This is a genomic window from Streptomyces sp. NPDC046821, assembly GCF_040645335.1.
In the GTDB taxonomy this organism is placed as follows: domain Bacteria; phylum Actinomycetota; class Actinomycetes; order Streptomycetales; family Streptomycetaceae; genus Streptomyces.
This window is the reverse complement of the sequence record NZ_JBEYYB010000014.1, coordinates 256,440-279,248: the sequence shown is the minus strand read 5'-3', so window position 1 is coordinate 279,248 and position 22,809 is coordinate 256,440. Positions and strand designations below refer to the sequence as shown.

The following is a 22,809-nucleotide window of genomic DNA, read 5'->3' as shown; positions in this document are numbered from 1 at the left end:
CCGGCGCCGGAGGGGTCACCATCGCTCCGCCGCCAAGAGCCGGAGCCGCGCCGAGGAGTCACCTGCCGTGTCGGACCCGATGCGCCCCCGCGCTTCTCTCCGTACCGCCGTGGTCTGGGACGTCCTGAAGGACGCCCTCGACCGTCGCGTCAAGGCCACGGGGCGCGAGTCGCTCGACGTCCTCGACACCGGAGGCGGCAGCGGGAACTTCGCGGTGCCCGTGGCCGGCCTCGGTCACCGCGTCACCGTCGTCGACCCCAGCCCGAACGCGCTCTTCGCGCTCGAGCGCCGCGCGGCCGAGGCCGGCGTCGCCGACCGCGTGCGCGGCGTCCAGGGCGACGTGTCCGGCCTCTTCGACGTCGTCGAGCACGACGGCTACGACGCGGTCCTGTGCCACGGCGTCCTGGAGTACGTAGACGACCCGGCCGAGGGCGTGGCGAACGCGGTGGGCGCCCTGCGCTCCTCCGGCGTCCTCAGCCTGCTCGGCGCGGGCCTCGGCGGCGCCGTCCTCGCGCGGGCCCTCGCCGGCCACTTCAAGGAGGCCCGCCAGGCCCTCGGCGACCCGGCGGGCCGCTACGGCGACAGCGACCCCGTGCCGCGCCGCTTCAGCGCCGAGCAGCTCACCGAGCTGGTCGAGGCGGCGGGCGTCGAGGTCGGCGCCGTGCACGGTGTCCGGGTCTTCGCCGACCTGGTGCCGGGCGTCCTCGTGGACACCGAGCCGGGCGCCCTCCAGGAGCTCCTCAAGCTGGAGGCCGCCGCCGCAGAGCTGCCCGCCTTCCACTCCGTCGCCACCCAGCTGCACATCCTCGGCGAGAAGCGGTAGCCGACCGCCGGCCCCGCTGCCCCCAGCGCCCCGACGCTGCCCCGCTGATCAGCGGCGCAGCGGCGGATGGAGTACACCACACGCCCCCCGCTTCGGGGCCGGGCGCCGTATGATCGAGGGAGATGGTCCGGCATGACGGGACGGCGGCTTGGGCATGAACGCCTCAGCGAGCCGGTCCGGAGTGGCGGGCCTGGCTGGCGAAGTTGGCGCAGAGGGGCGGGTTTCACGGGGGCGATTCCCTGCCTATCCTGAAGGGGACCCCCGGTCGCCCCGGCGACTGCACGATGAGGAGGACTCCGTGCCGCTCTCGGAGCACGAGCAGCGAATGCTCGAGCAGATGGAGCGAGCGCTGTACGCCGAAGATCCCAAGTTCGCGACAGCGCTTGAGGGAAGCGGGCTGCGTACGTACACCCGACGTCGGGTCTACCAGGCAGTCACGGGCTTCCTGGTGGGAATCGCGCTCCTCATGACTGGAATGGTCCTCACGCAGATCTGGCTCAGCGTCGTGGGGTTCCTCGTCATGCTGGCCTGTGCGGCCCTCGCGGTGACCGGATGGCGCAAAGCACCCAAGCCTGGTGAACAGCCGGCGGCGGGAGCGGCGCCCGGAGGCCACCAACACACCCGACGGCACCAGAGCAGGCAGCGCCGGTCGATGATGGACCGGATCGAACAGCGCTGGCAACGACGCCGGGACGAACAGGGCGGCGGCGGCCGCTGAGGGCTGCCGCCCGGAACTTGACGACGTAGCTGAGGGGCGACCACCTGCGGGGGGTCGCCCTTTTGGCGTGTCTGGGGGCGGTGGGGAGCGGGGGCGGGGCCGGGGGCGCGGGTCGTGTTTGTGGGGTGGTTATGTGCGTCTGCGGCTGGGTGCCGGTCGGGGGTGTTTGCGGGGCTGGTTGCCGGTCGGCCATGTTGCGTTTCCGTCAGCCCCGCACACACCCTCGCGGATCAGTTCTGCTGGCCCGAAGGGCGGCGTAGGAGTGTTTGCCAGCGGGTGGTGAGTGAGGCCCGGCGCTGTCTGAGGGTCCAGGCCACTCGGACGGTCGAGCGGGGGGCGAGTGTTGCGCGGAGGCGGGACCGGCGGCTTGCCTGGGCGTGCAGGGCACGTTCGACGCGGCGTACGTCGTCGCCCAGGCCTGTTGCCGGTTGCGGGTTCGGGGCGTAGAGGACCTGTTCCACCGCCGTCGCCAATCGATGGACGGAGTCCGCCGCGGACGCTTCGAGCCGGCCGACGGTGATGATCCGTGCCGCCGCCTTGCGTGGCGTCTGCGAGTCGTCCGGCGCGATGCCGTGGTCCCACGCCGTGTCGGTCAGCTCCCGCCATGCGGCCAACGTGCGGGTCGCTACGTCCTCGTCCGTGCGGCCGGGCGCGCCGAGCCGCAGGGACCGTACCCTCCGTCGCCACAGCATCGGGAGCAGCGGCAGCAGCACCACCAGCCCGGCGCCCAGGGCGACGAGGGCGATCGTGCCGAAGGGCGGGCCGTCGTTGCCGGACGTGCCGATGACCGTCGGCGCCTTGCTCGCGCAGCCGCCCAGCTTCCGGTCCGCCGCCGGGCAGTCGTCCGACGCCGAGGGCGCCCCCGCCGACGGCTCCGACGAGGCGGCCTCGTGCGGCGCCGCCGGATCGCTCGGGTTGCCGACAGGAGTGTCGGAACGGGTGTAATCCGGCACCGTGCCACGGCTCGGCGTCGGCTCGAAACGGGTCCAGCCGACCCCCTCGAAGTACAGCTCGGGCCATGCGTGCGCGTCCCGCAGGCCGACCGACATCCGGCCGTCCCCCTGCGGGGAGCCCGGTGTGAAGCCGACCGCCACCCGGGCCGGTATCCCCAGCGTCCGCGCCATTGCCGCCATCGAGAAGGAGAAGTGGACGCAGAAGCCCTCCTTGTCCTTCAGGAACCGCGCTATGGCGGCGGAACCACTGCCCGCCGAGACCTGGGTGTTGTACGTGAAGCCGCCGGTCACGGCGAAGTAGTCCTGCAGCTTCACGGCCCGCTCGTAGTCGTTGGCCGCGCCCTGGGTGACCTTCAGCGCGGTTTTCTCCACGATCGCCGGCAGGGAGGCCGGAACCCTCGTGAACTCCCGCCGCAGATCGGCCGGCGGCTCGGGTGCGTTGGCCAGCTGCGCCGCGGTCGGCTTCACGATCAGGCTCTCCACGCTGTACTGCTTGCCGCGCGTGGTCTCGTTGTGGTCCCCGACGAGGGCCCGGCCCACCGGCTCGTACCGCCAGCGTCCTGAGATGTCGACCTTCGTCGCCGGGTACGGGAGCGGCAGCCACTCCTGGGCGTACCAGTCCGCCGCCGCGATGTTCGTCCGTATCGCCGTCCTGCGGACGTCCGCGCCGAGGCCGCGCGGGTTCGGGAACGGGGAGGGGACGTCGATGATGCTGCGCTTCGCGGGCCGCCACGTCGTCCCGTCGAACTCGTCGAGGGAGACGATCCGCAGATACAGGTCCTGGGTGTCCTTCGAGTTCGTGCGGTACGACATCACCTCACGGTCCTCGGGCTGGTTCAGGCTGTCCTTGAGGGAGACGAGGGGATTTACGGCGGAGATGGTGCCGCCGCCACCCGAGCCCACGCCCGCCCCCACCCCGTTCGCGCCGAGCAGGCCGCCGTCGAGCGTGGGCAGGGCGAGCGGCACGACCAGGGCGATGCCCAGGGCGAGCGCGCCGATGCGGCGGCCCGTGCGGACGGGGGCGACGGCGCCGGTCGTGCCCTGTGCCGCGCCGCCCGGCGAGCGGGCGGCCGTACCGCCGAAGACGCGCCCCCACTGCGAGAGCCGGTCCCGGCCCTCGGCGAGAAGGAGCAGCAGATAGCCGCCGGCGGCGAGCAGGAACCACAGCCAGTCGGTGCCGCCCTGCGAGAGGCCGGCGGCGACCGAGTACAGGGCGAGCAGGGGCAGCCCCGCGGGCGCCGCGCTGCGGAACGTCACCGCGAGCGCGTCCACGGCGAGGCCGATCACCACGACGCCGGCGACCAGCATCAGGCGGATCCCGTCGGTCAGCGGCGCCGGGATCGAGAAGCGGTTCACGTCGTCGGCGCCCGCCTGGAGCAGGTCCCCGAAGTGACGGAAGGTGTCCGGGCCGGGGATCACCCCGCCGACCGCCTCGCGGTTCGCGAAGAACAGGGTGAGCAGCAGCAACGTCACGACGGCCTGCGCGGCGACGGTCAGCGGCCGCGCGAGCGGGACCCGCCGGGCCAGCGCCCCCACCCCGGCCTGGACGACGAGCAGGAACGCGGCCTGAATGATCCAGGACGCCATGTCCACCAACGGCAACAGGGCGCAGGCCGCCAGGAACGTGGCGGTCGTCGCGCACAACGCGAGCCGAGCGCCTCCACTCATGACTGGGCCCTTCCGTGGGTGCGACGGGCGGTGCCCCTGTGTGGGGGACGCGTCGCATCCTGCCTGCTCAGGGGCGCGCGGGCGCCCTGGTTCGCCGGGTCCACGTGTGGAGCGATCACATCCGTACCGTGCACACTCCGCGCCGCACTCAACTCCACTGCCACGGCCACACGTCCCGCCCCCACTCCGTTCACGACCACCCCGACGCCCCCGGCCCCTTCAGGCCGCCGCCGGCAGCCCTGTGGTGGTCCGTCTCGCGCCAGAGGTCCGGCAGGGAAGCGCCGGGGCCGACCGGCAGGGCCGCCCAGCCTGCCTCGCGGAGCATCCGCAGGCTCTCCTCGCAGCGCGCCGAGCCGAGCGCCGAGCCACCCGCCGAGCCGCCACCCGCCGAGCTGAGCGCCGAGCCGAGCGCCGAGCCACCCGCGGGCCCGCCCCCCGGCGGAGCCCCGCGCGTCCACCCCTCCCTGTCCAGCATGAACGCGACCGCACCCCCACTCCGCTGCCGCATCTTCGCCGCGACCGCCGCCTGTTCCTCGTCCAGGTCGCCGAAGAAGGCGATCAGAAGCCCCTCGCCGCCCCCGCGGATCGCGTCGTACGCGGGGGTGAGCCCCGGGCCGTCCGAGTGGTCCACGACCGCGAGGGTGTCCATCATCAGTCCGGCCGCCTCCGCCGACTCCTGGCCCGCGCCCGTGAACCCGTCGGCCCCCTCGCCCGGCACCGAGTTCCCCGCGTCGGTCAACAGCCGTACGGAGAAGCCCCGTTCGATCATGTGGAAGAGGACCGAAGCCGTGCCGGACACGGCCCACTCGAAGGCGGAGTCGGGCCCCGCGCCGGGGAAGGCGACGCTCCGGGTGTCGAGGAGCACCGTGCAGCGGGCCCGCTGCGGCTGCTCCTCGCGGCGCACCATCAGCTCGCCGTATCGCGCGGTCGAGCGCCAGTGCACGCGGCGCAGGTCGTCCCCGTAGCGGTACCCGCGCGGGATCACGTCGTCCTCGCCGGCCAGCGCGAGCGAACGGTTCCGCCCGTCGCCGTACCCCTTGGCCTCGCCGGACAGCCGTACCGCCGGCAGCGGCTGGACGCGCGGGGTGACCGTGAGGGTGTCGTACGCGGCGAAGGAGCGGGTCAGCTCGCACATGCCGAACGGGTCGCTCAGGCGCAGCTGGAGCGGGCCGAGCGGATAGCGCCCGCGCAGGTCCGAGCGCACGCGGTACGACACCTCCCGGCGCCCGCCCGCCTCGACCCGGTCGAGGATGAAGCGGGGCCGGGGCCCGAGCACGTACGGCACGCGGTCCTGGAGCATCAGCAGACCGGTGGGGAGCCGCGAGACGTTGTCCATGCGCAGCTGGACGCGGGCCTCGCTGCCCGCCGGCACGCGCGCGGGGGAGAGGCGGCGGCTGCCGGTGACTTGGTAACGGGTGCGGTAGAGGGCGAACGCGCAGACCAGCGGCAGCACGGCGAGCAGCAGTCCGACCCGGAGCAGATCGCTCTGCCCGAGGACGTACGCGCAGATCGCGGCCGCCACCCCGGCGGCGAGGAACGAGCGCCCTCGCGTGGTCAGCCCCGAGAGGGCGACCATCGGCCCGCCCTTGCCGCCGCCCTCGAAGGCACCCCCCGAGGCCATCACGGCCTCCGGGCGCCGGGCGGCTGATGTCCGTACGTCGGGGAACCGTGGCCCGGGGTGGCGGGCACCGGTGTGTGCTGGAGGATCTCCAGGACGACCTGCTCGGACGTGCGGCGGTTCAACTGGGCCTGTGCCGTGGGCAGCAGGCGGTGCGCGAGGACCTGCACGGCGAGCGCCTGCACGTCGTCGGGCAGCGCGAACCCGCGGCCGCTGAGCGCCGCCGACGCCTTCGCGGCACGCAGCAGATGCAGCGTGGCGCGCGGCGAGGCGCCGAGCCGCAGGTCGGGGTGGCTGCGTGTGGCGGAGACCAGGTCGACGGCGTACCGCCGCACCGGCTCGGCGACGTGGACCGCGCGGACGGCGTCGACGAGCTTCACGATGTCGTCAGCGTGCGCCACCGCCTCGAGGTCGTCGAGCGGGGAGACCCCGCCGTGGATGTCGAGCATCTGAAGCTCGGCCTCCGGGCTCGGGTAGCCGATCGACACCCGGGCCATGAAGCGGTCGCGCTGCGCCTCGGGCAGTGGGTACGTGCCCTCCATCTCGACCGGGTTCTGCGTGGCCACCACCATGAAGGGGCTGGGCAGTTCGTACGTCTGCCCGTCGATGGTGACCTGGCGCTCCTCCATGGACTCCAGGAGCGCGGACTGGGTCTTGGGGGACGCGCGGTTGATCTCGTCGCCGATCACGATCTGCGCGAAGATCGCGCCCGGCTTGAACTCGAAGTCACGGCGCTGCTGGTCCCAGATGGAGACACCGGTGATGTCCGAGGGCAGCAGGTCGGGCGTGAACTGGATGCGGCGCACCGAGCAGTCGATGGACCGCGCGAGCGCCTTGGCGAGCATCGTCTTGCCGACGCCCGGCACGTCCTCGATGAGCAGGTGTCCCTCGGCCAGGAGCACCGTCAGGGCGAGCCGTACGACCTCGGGCTTGCCCTCGATCACGCTCTCCACCGACCTGCGGACCCGATCCACGGTGGTGGTCAGTTCGTCCCCGACGCCCGACTGCGTTCGAGCGGGGGCACCCCCATGGCTCGCCCGATCCTCATAGGTCGTCACCCGGCCCTCCTCGGCCCGTACCTGCCGGCCGACGCTGACGCTGCGGACCGGCCCACCCCGAAACACGAACACCACGCGCGACGGGTTCCGTCCCGTCGCACGAGGTGGCACTCCGCATTCTTGTTGCGTTACCGGTTCGTGTCACTCGCCTGTGGATAACTGCCTGCGATATGCCGGGCTTACGGTCTTTTGTCCGGCGAATCAGGCGAGTTGGGGAGGTCCGGCGGGGTGGGCGGGCCGACCGGCTCAGGCCGGGTCGATCTCCCGCAGCAGACCGGTCGTGACGTCGAAGACGAACCCGCGCACGTCCTCGGTGTGCAGCATGAACGGCGAGGTCCGCACGCGCTGCATGGACTGGCGCACGTCCTGGTCGACGTCGCGGAACGCCTCGACGGCCCAGGCCGGGCGCTGCCCGACCTCCATCTCCAGCTCGTGCCGGAACTCCTCGGTGATGCTCTCCAGACCGCAGCCGGTGTGGTGGATGAGGACCACGCTGCGGGTGCCGAGCGCCCGCTGGCTGATGGTGAGCGAGCGGATGACGTCGTCGGTGACAACACCGCCCGCGTTACGGATCGTGTGGCAGTCGCCCAGTTCGAGGCCCAGGGCCTTGTGCAGGTCGAGCCGGGCGTCCATGCAGGCCACCACGGCCACGCGCAGGACGGGACGCGCGTCCATGCCGGGATCGGCGAACGCGGCGGCGTAGCGCTCGTTCGCCTCGACGAGACGGTCGGTCACAGTGCCGTCGACGGATATGGCGCCTTCGGACTCGGCGGGGAGGTGTGCGGAAGTCGTCATGGCTACGACGTTAATGGTCATGGCTTTGACAGGCCCTCTGCCAGAGGGGACAAAGAACGTCATAGGACTTGGTGTGAGGTAACCCACAGGCGTGGTCGTCCCTCACCCAGGCGGGTGATTTCTCCCGGAACGTGGCTTCGGGCAGAGGCGGCGCGCGACGCGCAGGCCGGTTGATTGACCGGGCGACACCGTGGACTAAAGTGACGCGGAAACCCCAGGAAACACCGAAGATCCCGGCACTTCGCCGGACTTCCCACACTCTTCCCACGTGCGCGACGTGCACGTACGGCCCGGCCGCCGTCCGCTTGGGGCCGGCCGCCGCCCCGCACCGCGCCGGAACTGAGAGGGCCCCTTGAGCCAGACCCGACATGTCCCGGTGATGCTCCAGCGCTGCCTGGACCTGTTGGCCCCGGCCCTCGCCGAACCGGGCGCCGTCGTCGTCGACTGCACACTCGGTCTCGGCGGACACAGCGAGGCCCTCCTGTCCACGTTCCCCGCGTGCCGGCTCGTCGCCCTCGACCGCGACAAGGAGGCCCTGCGCCTCTCCGGCGAGCGGCTGGCCCCGTTCGGCGACCGCGCCACCCTCGTGCACGCGGTCTACGACGAACTGCCCGAGGTCCTCGACCGCCTCGGCATCGCGCGCGTGCAGGGCGTCCTCTTCGACCTGGGCGTCTCCTCCATGCAGCTCGACGAGGCCGACCGCGGCTTCGCCTACGCGCAGGACGCGCCGCTCGACATGCGCATGGACCAGACGACCGGCATGAGCGCCGCCGAGGTCCTCAACACGTACCCCCCGGGCGAACTGGTGCGGATCCTGCGCGCGTACGGCGAGGAGAAGCAGGCCAAGCGGATCGTGTCGGCCATCGTGCGCGAGCGCGAGAAGGAGCCGTTCAGCAACAGCGCCCGGCTCGTCGAGCTGATCCGGGACGCCCTCCCGCAGGCCGCCAAACGCACCGGGGGCAACCCCGCCAAGCGCACCTTCCAGGCCCTGCGCATCGAAGTCAATGGCGAACTCAGCGTCCTGGAGCGGGCGATCCCGTCCGCCGTGCAGGCGCTCGCCGTCGGCGGACGTATCGCCGTCCTCTCGTACCACTCGCTCGAGGACCGGCTGGTCAAGCAGGTGTTCGCGGCCGGCGCCGCCACCACCGCGCCGCCCGGCCTGCCCGTCGTCCCCGAGCGCTACCAGCCGCGGCTCAAGCTGCTCACGCGCGGCGCCGAACTCCCCACGGAGGAAGAGGTCGCCGAGAACCGCCGGGCCGCCCCGGCACGGCTGCGGGGTGCGCAGCGCATCCGCGAGGAGGTCTCCGAGTGAGTCCCACGCGCGCGAGGAGGGGTCGATGAAGCCCAGGGGCGAACTACGGGGGAGGGCCGCGCGACTCGCGCGGCTGCTGCCCTCGGGACCCACCGGCAAGAGCCAGGCCGCCCGCACACCGTTCGTGCTCCTCGTCGTCCTGCTGCTCGGCGGCGGCCTGATCACGCTCCTGATGCTCAACTCGGCGCTCAACGAAGGGTCGTTCAGGCTGAACGACCTCAAGAAGCGGACGACCGACCTCACCGAGGACGAGCAGGCCCTCCAGCGCGACGTCGACGCCTACGCGGCCCCCGACGCCCTCCAGCGCCGCGCCCGCAAGCTCGGCATGGTCCCCGGCGGCGACCCGGCCTTCCTCAAGCCCGACGGCACCGTCGGCGGCGTCCCCAGCCAGGCCGCCGCCGCGCCCGTCGCGCCCCGGCCCACACCCACGCCGACGCCGACCCCGACCGCGACGCCGACCCGCGCGGCCGGTACGTCCCCGGCCCCGAGCGGCTCGCCGACGGCCACCCCGGCCACTCCGGCCACCATCCCGGCCGCGTCCGGCCAGCCGAAGGCCCCCACGCCGACCCCCACGTCCTCGCAGGTGAAACCCGCGCCCTCGACCACCGGCAGGTGACGGAATGACCGACAGGGAGCCCCCGCGACGCCGGGTCCCCGGCCCCTCCAGGCCCGCGAGGAACGGCCGCCCGGCCACCCCCCGGCGCCCGGCCCCCGCCCCCCGCCGCCCCGCCCCAGGCGCGCGGCGCCCACGCCCCGCTCCCGCGAAGGCGCCCGCGGCCCTGCGCCTCGGCAGCCCGCGCCCCCGGCTGCGCATGATCAGCCTCGGCCTCACCCTCATCCTCGTAGCCTTCGTCGTCCGCCTGCTCCAGGTGCAGGCCGTCGACGCCAGCACGTACGCGGCAGCGGCCGAGCAGCACCGCTACGTCGAGCACGTCCTCGCGGCGGAGCGCGGCGGGATCACCGACCGCAGCGGCGTCGCGCTCGCCACCAGCGTGGACGCGTACGACATCACCGCCGACCCCACGATGTTCCGCCCGGCGGACCCCGCGACGACCAAGGGCACCCCCGCCCCGGTCGTGCCCGCGGACGCGCCCGAGCAGGCCGCGGCGCTGCTCGCCCCGATCCTCGGCACGGACGCCGACGTCCTCGCGAAGAAGCTGCGGACGCCGAACACGCGTTACGTCCTGCTGGCCCGCCGGCAGACCCCCCAGGTCTGGAAGCAGATCAAGGACCTCAGGACCACGCTCTCGGAGCGGGCGGGCAAGGAGAAGAAGGCGAGCGTCATCGCCGGCGTCTTCGCCGACCCCAGCAGCAAGCGCGTGTACCCGAACGGCGATCTCGCCGCCGGGATACTGGGCTGGGTCAACTCCGAGGGCCAGGGCGGCGGCGGCGTCGAGCAGCAGCTCAACAAGGACCTGGCCGGCAAGCCCGGCAAGATCAGGTACGCCCAGTCCGGCGGCCGTCAGGTGCCCACGGCCGGCAGCAACGAAGAGCCCGCGGTGCCCGGTTCGGACGTCGAGCTCACCATCGACCGCGACATCCAGTGGGCCGCCCAGCAGGCCATCACCGAGCAGGTGAAGAAGTCCGGCGCGGACCGCGGCTACGTGATGGTGCAGGACACCGCGACCGGCGAGGTCCTGGCGATGGCCAACGCGCCCGGCTTCGACCCCAACGACCTGTCGCAGGCCAACTCCACGGCCATGGGCAACGCCGCGCTCCAGGACGCGTACGAGCCCGGATCCACCGCGAAGGTCATGTCGATGGCCGCCGTGCTCCAGGAGAACGCGGCCACCCCCGACACCCATGTCACGGTGCCCAACCGGCTGCACCGCGGTGACCGTCTCTTCCAGGACGACGTCGACCACCCGACCTGGCACCTCACGCTCAACGGCGTGCTCGCCAAGTCCAGCAACATCGGCACCATCCTGGCGGCGGGCCAGCTCGGCAAGACCCAGCCCCAGGCCAACCAGGTGCTCTACTCGTATCTGCGCAGGTTCGGCATCGGCCGGCCGACCGGGCTCGACTTCCCCGGCGAGACCGCGGGCATCCTGGCCCCCGCCGGCAAGTGGTCGACCTCGCAGCAGTACACGATCCCTTTCGGCCAGGGCTTCTCCATCAACGCGATGCAGGCCGCCTCCGTCTACTCGACCATCGCCAACGGCGGCGTCCGCATCGAGCCCACGCTCGTCCGCGGCACCAAGGGACCGGACGGCAGGTTCACCCCGGCCCCGAGGCCCAAGGAAACCCGGGTCGTCAGCGCCAAGACGGCACGGACCATCGCGCAGATGCTGGAGTCCGTCGTCGACGACGAGGAGGGCACCGGCGCCAAGGCCCGTATCCCCGGCTACCGCGTCGCCGGCAAGACCGGCACGGCCAACCGTGTCGATCCGGCCACCGGCAGGTACAAGGGCTACACCTCGTCGTTCGCCGGGTTCGCCCCCGCCGACAAGCCGCGCATCACCGTCTACTGCGCGATCCAGAACGCCACCAAGGGCAGCTACTTCGGCGGCCAGATCTGTGGCCCCATCTACAAGCAGGTCATGGAGTTCGCCCTCAAGACGCTCCAGGTCCCGCCCACCGGGGCGGCGCCCGCCCGGCTGCCCGTCAGCTTCACGCCCTGATCCGAGCCCGAGAGTGACCAGGTACCGCCCGTGACAACGATCACCCCCGACCCCGGGAACCAGCCCACGCCACGCCCCTCGCTTCGCTCCATGGGGGGTGAGCCCGGTACGCTCACCGCCGTGCCACACGCTGATCAGTCCCAAACCACCCAGAAGGGCGTTCCCGTGACCTACCCGGGACCGCCGCGACCGGTGCAGGTCACCACGACGCGACTTGCCGACCTCGCGGATCAGCTGGGTGTCCCCGCCCCCGAAGGGGCCGCGGCCGAGACCGGGAGCACGGGCATCACGCACGACTCCCGCGCCGTCCGCCCCGGTGACATCTACGCCGCCCTGCCCGGCGCCCGCTTCCACGGCGCCGACTTCGCCGCCCAGGCCGCGAGCCTCGGTGCCGTCGCCGCCCTCACCGACCCGTCGGGCGCCGAGCGCGTCGCGGCGGCGGGCCTGCCCGCGCTCGTGGTGGAGAACCCGCGCGCCGAGATGGGCGAGCTGGCGGCCACGATCTACGGCCACCCCGGCCGCGATCTGCTCCAGATCGGCATCACCGGCACCTCCGGCAAGACCACCACCGCCTACCTCATCGAGGGCGGCCTGCGCACGATCCGCAACACGGGCCTCATCGGCACCGTCGAGATGCGGATCGGCGACGAGCGCATCAAGTCGGAGCGCACCACCCCCGAAGCCACCGATCTCCAGGCGCTGTTCGCGGTCATGCGCGAACGCGGCGTGGACGCGGTCGCCATGGAAGTCTCCAGCCACGCCCTCGTGCTCGGCCGGGTCGACGGCTGCGTCTTCGACATCGCCGTCTTCAACAACCTCAGCCCGGAACACATGGAGTTCCACTCCGACATGGAGGACTACTTCCGGGCCAAGGCGCAGCTGTTCACCCCGGCCCGCAGCAAACGGGGCGTCGTGAACTACGACGACGAGTACGGGCGTCGCCTCGTGCAGGAATCCGAGGTGCCCGTCGTCACCTTCTCCGCCGAGGGCCACCCGGACGCCGACTGGCGCGCCGAGGACGTCGAGGTCGGCCCGTTCGACTCCACGTTCGTGGCCGTCGGCCCCAAGGGCGAGCGGATCACCGCCAAGTCCCCGCTGGCCGGCCCGTTCAACGTGGCCAACGCGCTCGCCGCGATCGTCTCCCTCGCCGTCGCGGGCATCGACCCGCAGCAGGCCGCCGACGGCGTCGCCGCCGTACCGGGCGTCCCCGGCCGCCTGGAGCGCGTCGACGTGGGCCAGCCCTACCTCGCGGTCGTGGACTACGCCCACAAGACCGACGCCGTCGAGTCCGTGCTGCGCGCGCTGCGCAAGGTCACCGAGAACAAGCTGCACATCGTGCTCGGCTGCGGCGGCGACCGCGACAAGACCAAGCGGATGCCGATGGGCGCGGCCGCGGCCCGCCTCGCCGACACCGCCGTACTGACCTCGGACAACCCCCGTTCCGAGGACCCCCTCGCGATCCTCGCCACGATGCTCGCCGGTGCCGCCGAGGTGCCGGCCCACGAGCGCGGCGAGGTCCAGGTTTTCGAGGACCGCGCGGCCGCCATCGCCGCCGTCGTCGCCCGCGCACAGCCGGGTGACACCGTCCTCGTCGCCGGCAAGGGACACGAGCAGGGCCAGGACATCGCCGGGGTGGTGCGTCCCTTCGACGACCGCCTGGTGCTTCGCGAAGCTATCCAGCAAACCCAGGGATGAAGTTGTGATCGCCCTCTCCCTCGCCGAGATCGCCACAGTCGTCGGCGGGCAGACGTACGACATACCGGATCCGTCGGTCCAGGTGACCGGACCCGTCGTCATCGACTCCCGGAAGGTCGAGGACGGCAGCCTGTTCGCCGCCTTCGTCGGCGAGCGCGTCGACGGCCACGACTACGCGGCCGACGTGATCGACAAGGGCGCGGTGGCCGTACTCGGCTCCCGCCCGGTCGGCGTGCCCGCCATCGTCGTCGAGGACGTGCAGACGGCGCTCGGCGCCCTCGCGCGCCACGTCGTCCAGCGGCTCGGCGCCACCCTCGTCGCCCTCACCGGCTCCGCGGGCAAGACCAGCACCAAGGACCTGATCGCCCAGGTCCTGCGCCGCGACGCCCCCACGGTCTTCACCCCCGGCTCGCTCAACAACGAGATCGGGCTGCCCCTCACCGCGCTGACCGCCACCGACGAGACCCGCTACCTCGTCCTGGAGATGGGCGCCCGCGGCATCGGCCACATCCAGTACCTGACGGGCCTAACACCCCCGAAGGTCGGCGTCGTCCTCAACGTCGGCACCGCCCACATCGGCGAGTTCGGCGGACGCGAGCAGATCGCACAAGCGAAGGGTGAACTCGTCGAGGCGCTGCCGAGCGCCGAGGACGGCGGCACCGCGATCCTCAACGCGGACGACCCACTCGTCCGCGCGATGGCCTCCCGCACGAAGGCGAAGGTGCTGCTCTTCGGAGAGGGCGCCGACGCCGACGTACGCGCCGAGAATGTCCGTCTCACGGAGAACGGACAGCCCTCCTTCAGCCTTCGCACACCCTCCGGGTGCAGCGACGTGACCTTGCGCCTGTACGGTGAGCACCACGTGTCGAACGCGCTCGCCGCGGCCGCCGTCGCCCATGAACTCGGCATGTCCGCCCCGGAGATCGCGCTCGCGCTCTCCGAAGCGGGCACGCTGTCCCGCTGGCGTATGGAGGTCACCGAGCGCCCGGACGGCGTGACGATCGTCAACGACGCCTACAACGCGAACCCCGAGTCCATGCGAGCCGCCCTGCGCGCGCTCGCGGCCATGGGCAAGGGGCGCCGTACGTGGGCGGTGCTCGGACAGATGGCCGAGCTCGGCGACGAGTCGCTGACCGAGCACGACGCCGTCGGACGGCTCGCCGTCCGGCTCAACGTCAGCAAGCTCGTGGCAGTCGGGGGCAGGGAAGCGTCCTGGCTGCAACTGGGCGCTTACAACGAGGGTTCGTGGGGTGAGGAGTCGGTGCACGTGTCCGACGCACAGGCGGCGGTCGACCTGTTGCGCAGCGAGCTGCGCCCGGGTGACGTCGTGCTCGTGAAGGCCTCCAGGTCGGTGGGCCTGGAGAGCGTGGCACAGGCGCTGCTCGACAGCGGCATCGACGCCGGGGCTGATGCCCGATGATGAAGCAGATCCTCTTCGCGGGTGTGATCGGCCTCTTCCTGACCCTGGTCGGGACGCCGCTGCTGATCAAGCTCCTTGCCCGCAAGGGTTACGGCCAGTACATCCGTGACGACGGCCCGCGCGAGCACCACAGCAAGCGCGGTACGCCGACGATGGGTGGTATCGCCTTCATCCTGGCGACGTTCATCGCGTACTTCCTGAGCAAGGTCATCACCGGCGCCTCGCCGACCCTGTCGGGCCTGCTCGTGCTCGGCCTGATGGGCGGCATGGGCCTGGTCGGCTTCCTCGACGACTACATCAAGATCGTCAAGCGGCGTTCGCTCGGCCTGCGGGCCAAGGCGAAGATGGCCGGCCAGCTGACCGTCGGTATCGCCTTCGCGGTGCTCTCGCTCCAGTTCGCCGACAACCGCGGCAACACCCCGGCCTCCACGAAGCTCTCCTTCGTGCAGGACTTCGGCTGGACGATCGGCCCGGTCCTGTTCGTGGTCTGGGCGCTGTTCATGATCCTCGCGATGTCGAACGGCGTGAACCTCACGGACGGTCTCGACGGCCTCGCCACCGGCGCCTCCGTGATGGTCTTCGGCGCGTACACCTTCATCGGTGTCTGGCAGTTCCAGGAGTCCTGCGCCAACGCGCAGACCCTCACCAACCCGGCGGCCTGTTTCGAGGTCAGAGACCCACTCGACCTGGCGGTCGTCGCCTCCGCCCTGATGGGCGCCTGCTTCGGCTTCCTGTGGTGGAACACCTCGCCCGCCAAGATCTTCATGGGTGACACCGGCTCCCTCGCGCTCGGCGGCGCCCTCGCGGGCCTCGCCATCTGCTCCCGTACGGAGTTCCTGCTCGCCCTGCTCGGCGGCCTGTTCGTCCTGATCACCATGTCCGTGGTCATCCAGGTCGGCTCCTTCCGCCTCACCGGCAAGCGCGTCTTCCGCATGGCGCCACTGCAGCACCACTTCGAACTCAAGGGCTGGTCCGAAGTCCTTGTCGTGGTCCGCTTCTGGATCATCCAGGGCATGTGCGTGATCGTCGGACTCGGCCTCTTCTACGCGGGATGGGCAGCGGACAAGTGACGACTTCGTCCCCCTGGCAGGGCAAGAACATCACCGTCGCCGGTCTCGGCGTGAGCGGCATCAGTGCCGCCCGCGCCCTGGCCGGCCTCGGCGCTTCGGTCACCGTCGTGGACGGCGGCGACAGCGATGCCCACCGCGAGAGAGCGGCTCTCCTCGAAGCAGAGCGGATCTCCGTACGCCTCGGGGACGCCGAGACGCTCCCCGCGGGCACCGACCTCGTCGTCACCTCGCCGGGCTGGAAGCCCACGTCACCGCTCTTCGCGGCGGCGGCCGAGGCGGGCGTCGACGTCGTCGGCGACGTCGAGATCGCCTGGCGTCTGCGCGGCCCCGGCGCCGCCCCCTGGCTCGCCATCACCGGCACCAACGGCAAGACCACCACGACGCAGATGCTCGCCTCGATCCTGCGCGCGGCCGGCCTGCGCACCGCGGCCGTCGGCAACATCGGCACCCCGATCGTGGACGTGATCCTGGAGGGCGACGACGCGTACGACGTGCTCGCCGTCGAACTCTCCTCGTACCAGCTGCACTGGGCGCCCTCGCTGCGCGCCCACTCCGCGGCCGTCCTCAACCTCGCGCCCGACCACCTCGACTGGCACGGCTCCATGGAGGCGTACGCCCACGACAAGGGCCGTATCTACGAGGGCAATCAGGTCGCCTGCGTCTACAACGTCGCGGACAAGGCCACCGAGGACCTGGTCCGCGAGGCCGACGTCGAGGAAGGTGCCCGCGCCATCGGCTTCACCCTCGGCACCCCCGGCCCCTCCCAACTCGGCGTCGTGGACGGCATCCTGGTCGACCGCGCCTTCGTCGACAACCGGCAGAAGAACGCCCAGGAGCTGGCCGAGGTCGGGGACGTCAACCCGCCAGCCCCGCACAACATCGCCAACGCCCTCGCGGCCGCCGCCCTCGCGCGCGCCTTCGGCGTCAACCCCTCCGCCGTACGCGACGGACTGCGCGCGTTCACACCCGACGCGCACCGCATCGCGCACGTCGCGGACGTCGACGGGGTCGCCTACGTCGACGACTCCAAGGCGACCAACACCCATGCCGCGCAAGCCTCCTTGGCCGCCTACGAGTCGATCGTGTGGATGGCCGGCGGGCTCGCCAAGGGCGCCACGTTCGACGAGCTCGTGGCCGGTTCCGCGAAGCGCCTTCGGGGCGTCGTCCTGTTCGGCCAGGACCGCGCGCTGATCGCCGAAGCCCTGGCGCGACACGCCCCGCAGGTCCCGGTGGTCGACCTCGACCGGACCGACACTGGGGCGATGTCCGCGGCGGTCCAGGAAGCCGCGCGGCTCGCACGACCGGGGGACACGGTGCTGATGGCCCCGGCCTGCGCGTCGATGGACATGTTCACCAACTACAACAAGCGTGGCGAAGCGTTCGCGGATGCGGTCCGCGCGCTCGGCTCCGCCAGCGTCTGACGGGGCCTTCGGGTGCCCGGTGACGCCGGGCACCCTCGGGAGGGGATCGTGGCAGCGTCGTCGTCGTACAGCGGTGGGGTGCGCTGATGGCAGGAACCGGCACGGCCCGGCAGACCCGGGTCAGCCCCGCGCAGCGCCTCTACCTCCAGGCCCGCCGCGCCTGGGACCGCCCTCTCACCGCCTACTACCTGATCCTCGGCTCCAGCCTCCTGATCACGGTCCTCGGCCTCGTGATGGTCTACTCCGCGTCCATGATCACGGCGTTGCAGAACGGGCTGCCCAGCTCGTACTACTTCCGCAAGCAGTTCCTCGCGGCGACCATCGGCGGGATCATGATGTTCGCGGCGATGCGGATGCCGGTGAAGCTGCACCGGGCGCTCGCCTACCCGCTGCTCGCCGTCAGCGTCTTCCTGATGGCCCTCGTGCAGGTGCCGGGGATCGGAGTCACCATCGGGGGCAACCGGAACTGGATCTCCCTCGGCGGCCCCTTCATGCTCCAGCCCAGCGAGTTCGGCAAGCTGGCCCTCGTCCTGTGGGGCGCCGACCTCATGGCGCGCAAGCACGACAAGCGACTGCTGACCCAGTGGAAGCACATGCTGGTGCCGCTCGTCCCGGTCACCTTCCTGCTGCTCGGACTGATCATGCTGGGCGGCGACATGGGGACGACGATCCTCCTCACCGCCATCCTCTTCGGCCTGCTGTGGCTCGCCGGGGCGCCCACGCGCCTGTTCGCCGGCGTGCTCTCCGTCGCGGCCACGATCGCCTTCTTCCTGATCAGGACGAGCCCGAACCGTATGCAGCGGCTGTCCTGCCTCGGCGCCACGGACGCGGGCCCCGACGACATCTGCTGGCAGGGACTGCACGGCATCTACGCCCTCGCCTCCGGCGGATTCTTCGGTTCCGGCCTGGGGGCGAGTGTGGAAAAATGGGGCCAACTCCCCGAAGCGCACACCGACTTCATCTTCGCCGTCACCGGTGAGGAACTGGGCCTCGCGGGGACGCTGTCGGTGCTCGCCCTGTACGCGGCTCTAGGCTATGCGGGTATCCGCGTGGCCGGACGCACGGAGGACCCCTTCGTGAGGTACGCCGCGGGTGGCGTGACCACCTGGATCACGGCCCAGGCCGTGGTCAACCTCGGTGCGGTGCTCGGTCTCCTGCCGATCGCCGGTGTCCCGCTCCCGCTGTTCTCGTACGGGGGGTCGGCCTTGCTTCCGACCATGTTCGCCGTAGGACTTCTGATCGCCTTCGCGCGGGACGAACCCGCGGCGAAGGCGGCCCTGGCCATGCGGCAGCCTCGGATGAGATGGAACACGATGCGACGGCGCGCCTCGGCGCGTACGTCCGGAGAGCGGTGAATTTCGGTGCATGTCGTACTCGCCGGCGGGGGGACCGCCGGCCACATCGAGCCCGCGCTCGCCCTCGCGGACGCCCTGCGCAGGCAGGACCCGACCGTGGGCATCACGGCCCTCGGTACGGAGAAGGGGCTCGAGACGCGGCTCGTACCCGAGCGCGGATACGAACTCGCGCTGATCCCCGCCGTACCGCTGCCGCGCAAGCCGACGCCTGAACTGATCACCGTCCCGGGCCGGCTGCGCGGCACCATCAAGGCGGCCGAGCAGATCCTGGAGCGCACCAAGGCGGACTGCGTCGTCGGCTTCGGCGGCTACGTCGCCCTGCCCGGCTACCTCGCCGCCAAGCGCCTCGGTGTGCCGATCGTCGTGCACGAGGCCAACGCCCGCCCCGGCCTCGCCAACAAGATCGGCTCGCGTTACGCGGCAGGCGTCGCGGTCTCCACGCCCGACAGCAAGCTGCGCGACGCCCGGTACGTGGGCATCCCGCTGCGCCGCACCATCGCCACGCTCGACCGGGCCCGGGTGCGGCCCGAGGCGCGCGCCGCCTTCGGCCTCGACCCGAACCTGCCGACGCTGCTGGTCTCCGGCGGCTCCCAGGGCGCCCGCCGCCTCAACGAGGTCGTCCAGCGCGTCGCCCCGCTGCTCCAGCAGTCCGGCATCCAGATCCTGCACGTGGTCGGCCCGAAGAACGAACTGCCGCAGGTCCAGCAGATGCCGGGGATGCCCCCGTACATCCCGGTACCGTACGTGGACCGGATGGACCTCGCGTACGCCGCGGCCGACATGATGCTCTGCCGCGCGGGCGCGATGACCGTCGCCGAACTCTCCGCCGTCGGGCTCCCCGCCGCCTACGTCCCGCTGCCCATCGGCAACGGCGAACAGCGGCTCAACGCCCAGCCGGTGGTCAAGGCCGGCGGCGGCCTGCTGGTCGACGACGCGGAACTGACGCCCGAGTGGATCATGGGCAACGTCCTCCCCGTCCTCGGCGACCCGCACCGGCTGTACGAGATGTCCCGCGCCGCCTCCGAGTTCGGCCGCCGGGACGCCGACGAACTGCTCGTCGGCATGGTCTACGAGGCGATCAGGTCCCGCCGTTAGCCCCAGTGGCCCGACGGCGTGGCAGTGATGGAAGGCAGGGAGTGTGGCCGGCGCTACGACTGCAGATCGCGGTGAGCGGCAGAAGCCGAAGTCCGGCCCGCCCCGGCCCCCTCGGGGGCCCCGCCTGAAACTCCCGCGCCCGCGCGTCCTGATCCTCGCCGGGGTCGGCCTCGTGCTGCTCTCCGCGGGAGTCGTCTGGCTGCTCTACGGCTCGCAGTGGCTCAGGGCGGAGCGGGTGACGACCTCGGGGACCGAGGTGCTGACGCCGGCGGAGGTGCGCGCGGCCGCGGCCGTTCCGGTCGGCGCGCCGATGATTTCAGTCGACACCGATGCCATTGCGGACCGACTTCGCCGGAAATTGCCCCGTATCGACTCGGTCGATGTCGAGCGTTCCTGGCCGCACGGAATCACATTGAAAGTGATCGAGCGCAAGCCGGTGCTCATTGTCGAAAAAGGGGCAAAGGGCGACATTGGCCAGAGTGGTCAGAGTGGCGTAAATGGTGAAAGTGACGCCAAGGCGGGCAAGTTCGTCGAAGTGGACGCCAAGGGTGTCCGATTCGCCACCGTCCAGAAGGCGCCCGCGGGCGTTCCGCTTCTGGAATTGACGCCGGATCAGGCAGGCGCCTTCGCGAGCCTGCGCCGCTTCGGCGCCGACGCCCTCGTGCGCGAAGCAGTCCGGATCGCACGCGACCTGCCCAGGGCCGTCGCCCACGACACCCGCGCCGTCAAGGTCCGTTCGTACGACTCCGTCTCCCTCGATCTGGCCGGCGGCCGGACCGTCGCGTGGGGGAGCGGCGAGAAGGGCCGCTTGAAGGCGTCCTCGCTCGTCGCACTCATGAAAGCCGCCCCGAAGGCGCGGCACTTCGATGTGAGTGTTCCCACCGCCCCTGCGTCATCAGGGAGTTGACGCATATCGGCGCAGGCCAGCACCCTGGTTGGGCACTGCTACGGCTGATCACATAGGGTGAAAAGAAAAACGGGAGGTTCGGCGTGTTCGTTGAACGCGCGCCACTTGTCGACTTAGTGTCCTGTTCGGAAGAGTCCAGGGAACAGACACACTGGTAACCCTAAACTTCAGCGTTAGGGTTCGGGTCGGCAGACAAGTAGTCCGGGCCGCCCCAATTCGGCATCAGTCGTCGCAACGTACATATGCGAGGCGGCGACACGTAACTCGAGGCGAGAGGCCTTCGACGTGGCAGCACCGCAGAACTACCTCGCAGTCATCAAAGTCATCGGTGTCGGCGGCGGTGGTGTCAATGCCATCAACCGGATGATCGAGGTCGGTCTCAAGGGCGTCGAGTTCATCGCCATCAACACCGACGCGCAAGCCCTGTTGATGAGCGACGCGGACGTCAAGCTCGACGTCGGCCGTGAACTCACCCGCGGACTCGGCGCCGGAGCCAATCCGGCCGTCGGCCGCAAGGCGGCCGAGGATCACCGCGAGGAGATCGAGGAGGTCCTCAAGGGGGCCGACATGGTCTTCGTCACCGCCGGCGAAGGCGGTGGCACCGGCACCGGCGGCGCACCTGTCGTCGCCAACATCGCCCGCTCGCTGGGCGCCCTGACGATCGGTGTGGTCACCCGGCCGTTCACCTTCGAGGGCCGCCGCAGGGCGAACCAGGCGGAGGACGGCATCGCGGAGCTCCGCGAAGAGGTCGACACCCTCATCGTCATCCCCAACGACCGGCTCCTGTCCATCTCGGACCGGCAGGTCTCCGTCCTCGACGCCTTCAAGTCGGCGGACCAGGTCCTGCTCTCCGGTGTCCAGGGCATCACCGACCTGATCACCACCCCCGGCCTGATCAACCTCGACTTCGCCGACGTCAAGTCGGTCATGTCCGAGGCCGGTTCGGCCCTCATGGGCATCGGCTCGGCCCGTGGCGACGACCGTGCGGTGGCCGCCGCGGAGATGGCGATCTCCTCGCCGCTCCTCGAGGCCTCCATCGACGGCGCCCGCGGCGTGCTGCTCTCCATCTCCGGCGGCTCCGACCTCGGTCTCTTCGAGATCAACGAGGCCGCGCAGCTGGTCAGTGAGGCCGCGCACCCCGAGGCCAACATCATCTTCGGTGCCGTCATCGACGACGCCCTGGGTGACGAGGTGCGGGTCACGGTCATCGCGGCAGGCTTCGACGGCGGACAGCCGCCGAACAAGCGGGAGAACGTGATCGGCAGCACGACCGCCAAGCGCGAGGAGCCCGCGTCGCGCCCCGCCGAGTCCCGCCCGTCCTTCGGCGGCCTCGGCAGCGTCACCCCGCGCGATGAGCCGCAGATCCCGGAGCCCGTCGAGCCGGCGCCCGCGCCCGCCCCGACGAACGACATCCCGTCCGCCCCGGTCACCCCGCCGCAGGTCCCGGCGGCCCGTCCCTACCAGGACAGCCAGGCCGAGGAGCTCGACGTCCCGGACTTCCTCAAGTGATGTCCGGTTCACGCGAGATGCAGAAGTGAAGTCCTGAAGTGATAGGACAGCGCGACCACGCGAGCGGCGCCCACTTCGCCTTCACCGACCGGTGGGGCGGGGTGAGCGCCGCTCCGTACGAGGAGCTCAATCTCGGCGGCGCGGTCGGGGACGACTCGGCCGCCGTACTCGCCAACCGCAAGACCGCGGCGGAGTCACTCGGCCTCGACCCGGCCCACGTGGTCTGGATGAACCAGGTGCACGGCCCCGACGTAGCCGTCGTGGACGGACCCTGGGGATCGCCGGAAGACATCCCCTCCGTCGACGCGATCGTCACCGCCCGGCGCGGACTCGCCCTCGCGGTGCTCACCGCGGACTGCACCCCCGTTCTGCTCGCCGACCCCGTCGCGGGGATCGCCGCCGCCGCTCACGCGGGACGGCCCGGCATGATCGCCGGAGTCGTCCCCGCCGCCGTCGCGGCGATGGTGGAACTGGGCGCCGACCCCGCCCGCATCGTCGCCAGGACCGGGCCCGCCGTGTGCGGGAAGTGCTACGAAGTCCCCGGCGCGATGCGCGCCGAGGTGGCCGCCGTGGAACCCGCGGCGTACGCCGAAACCAGCTGGGGCACCCCCGCCGTCGACGTGACCGGCGCAGTGCACGCCCAGTTGGAGCGCCTCGGGGTGCGCGACCGGCACAAGTCGCCGGTGTGCACCCTCGAGTCGCACGACCACTTTTCGTACCGCCGCGACCGCACCACCGGTCGGCTCGCCGGCTATGTCTGGCTGGACTGAT

General features: G+C 71.6%; 18 protein-coding genes. 14 read left to right on the top strand and 4 right to left on the bottom strand.

Going from position 1 to position 22,809, the window contains the following annotated elements; translation table 11 throughout:
- Positions 1-67: 67 nt before the first annotated feature.
- Positions 68-823 (top strand): methyltransferase, encoded by a 756-nt coding sequence (locus ABZ893_RS28520; RefSeq protein WP_361409039.1) that lies wholly within the window; start codon positions 68-70, stop codon positions 821-823.
- Between the two features lie 298 nt (positions 824-1,121).
- A complete protein-coding gene (locus ABZ893_RS28515) occupies positions 1,122-1,541 on the top strand; it encodes a DUF3040 domain-containing protein (protein WP_361409036.1) in 420 nt (139 codons plus the stop codon).
- 230 nt (positions 1,542-1,771) lie between these two features.
- On the opposite strand, the gene ABZ893_RS28510 is transcribed toward ABZ893_RS28515, so the two are convergent.
- From ABZ893_RS28510 to ABZ893_RS28495, 4 genes are all read right to left on the bottom strand, one after another.
- On the bottom strand, positions 1,772-4,162 hold the full coding sequence (locus tag ABZ893_RS28510) for a DUF3488 and transglutaminase-like domain-containing protein (protein ID WP_361409033.1): 2,391 nt from the start codon (positions 4,160-4,162) through the stop codon (positions 1,772-1,774).
- A gap of 190 nt (positions 4,163-4,352) precedes the next feature.
- Entirely contained in the window at positions 4,353-5,783 is a 1,431-nt protein-coding gene (locus ABZ893_RS28505) for a DUF58 domain-containing protein (RefSeq protein ID WP_361409030.1), read from the bottom strand.
- Positions 5,783-6,838 (bottom strand): MoxR family ATPase, encoded by a 1,056-nt coding sequence (locus ABZ893_RS28500; RefSeq protein ID WP_361409027.1) that lies wholly within the window; start codon positions 6,836-6,838, stop codon positions 5,783-5,785. Before ABZ893_RS28500 ends, ABZ893_RS28505 begins: the two co-directional genes overlap by 1 nt.
- 246 nt (positions 6,839-7,084) lie before the next feature.
- Positions 7,085-7,654 (bottom strand): carbonic anhydrase, encoded by a 570-nt coding sequence (locus tag ABZ893_RS28495; RefSeq protein ID WP_361409025.1) that lies wholly within the window; start codon positions 7,652-7,654, stop codon positions 7,085-7,087.
- A 331-nt stretch (positions 7,655-7,985) separates the two neighbouring features.
- Between ABZ893_RS28495 and rsmH the strand changes: the two genes are divergently transcribed.
- The 12 genes from rsmH (at position 7,986) to pgeF (ending at position 22,808) form a co-directional block, all read left to right on the top strand.
- Entirely contained in the window at positions 7,986-8,945 is a 960-nt protein-coding gene (rsmH, locus tag ABZ893_RS28490; protein WP_361409022.1) for a 16S rRNA (cytosine(1402)-N(4))-methyltransferase RsmH, read from the top strand.
- 25 nt (positions 8,946-8,970) lie between these two features.
- Positions 8,971-9,561 (top strand): septum formation initiator, encoded by a 591-nt coding sequence (locus ABZ893_RS28485; protein WP_361409019.1) that lies wholly within the window; start codon positions 8,971-8,973, stop codon positions 9,559-9,561.
- A 4-nt stretch (positions 9,562-9,565) separates the two neighbouring features.
- Positions 9,566-11,566 carry a penicillin-binding protein 2 gene (locus ABZ893_RS28480; RefSeq protein WP_361409016.1) on the top strand — a complete coding sequence of 667 codons (2,001 nt, stop codon included), beginning with the start codon at positions 9,566-9,568 and terminating at the stop codon, positions 11,564-11,566.
- Positions 11,567-11,596: 30 nt separating this feature from the next.
- On the top strand, positions 11,597-13,261 hold the full coding sequence (locus ABZ893_RS28475; protein ID WP_361409013.1) for a UDP-N-acetylmuramoyl-L-alanyl-D-glutamate--2,6-diaminopimelate ligase: 1,665 nt from the start codon (positions 11,597-11,599) through the stop codon (positions 13,259-13,261).
- A gap of 4 nt (positions 13,262-13,265) precedes the next feature.
- Complete coding sequence (gene murF / locus ABZ893_RS28470; protein WP_361409010.1) at positions 13,266-14,681, top strand: UDP-N-acetylmuramoyl-tripeptide--D-alanyl-D-alanine ligase; 1,416 nt, start codon at positions 13,266-13,268, stop codon at positions 14,679-14,681.
- The gene (gene mraY, locus ABZ893_RS28465) at positions 14,678-15,751 is read left to right on the top strand and encodes a phospho-N-acetylmuramoyl-pentapeptide-transferase (protein ID WP_361409007.1); all 1,074 of its coding nucleotides are present in this window, start codon (positions 14,678-14,680) and stop codon (positions 15,749-15,751) included. Before murF ends, mraY begins: the two co-directional genes overlap by 4 nt.
- A complete protein-coding gene (gene murD, locus ABZ893_RS28460) occupies positions 15,733-17,172 on the top strand; it encodes a UDP-N-acetylmuramoyl-L-alanine--D-glutamate ligase (protein WP_361409004.1) in 1,440 nt (479 codons plus the stop codon). Before mraY ends, murD begins: the two co-directional genes overlap by 19 nt.
- An 86-nt stretch (positions 17,173-17,258) precedes the next feature.
- On the top strand, positions 17,259-18,527 hold the full coding sequence (gene ftsW / locus ABZ893_RS28455; RefSeq protein WP_361409001.1) for a putative lipid II flippase FtsW: 1,269 nt from the start codon (positions 17,259-17,261) through the stop codon (positions 18,525-18,527).
- Between the two features lie 6 nt (positions 18,528-18,533).
- Entirely contained in the window at positions 18,534-19,622 is a 1,089-nt protein-coding gene (gene murG, locus ABZ893_RS28450; protein WP_361408998.1) for an undecaprenyldiphospho-muramoylpentapeptide beta-N-acetylglucosaminyltransferase, read from the top strand.
- Positions 19,623-19,665: 43 nt separating this feature from the next.
- Positions 19,666-20,529, top strand: a complete 864-nt coding sequence (locus ABZ893_RS28445; protein ID WP_361408995.1) for an FtsQ-type POTRA domain-containing protein — start codon at positions 19,666-19,668, stop codon at positions 20,527-20,529.
- 285 nt (positions 20,530-20,814) lie between these two features.
- Positions 20,815-22,038, top strand: coding sequence for a cell division protein FtsZ (gene ftsZ / locus ABZ893_RS28440; RefSeq protein WP_361408992.1), 1,224 nt, complete (start codon positions 20,815-20,817; stop codon positions 22,036-22,038).
- A gap of 38 nt (positions 22,039-22,076) precedes the next feature.
- Entirely contained in the window at positions 22,077-22,808 is a 732-nt protein-coding gene (pgeF, locus tag ABZ893_RS28435; RefSeq protein WP_361408989.1) for a peptidoglycan editing factor PgeF, read from the top strand.
- Position 22,809 lies beyond the last annotated feature (1 nt).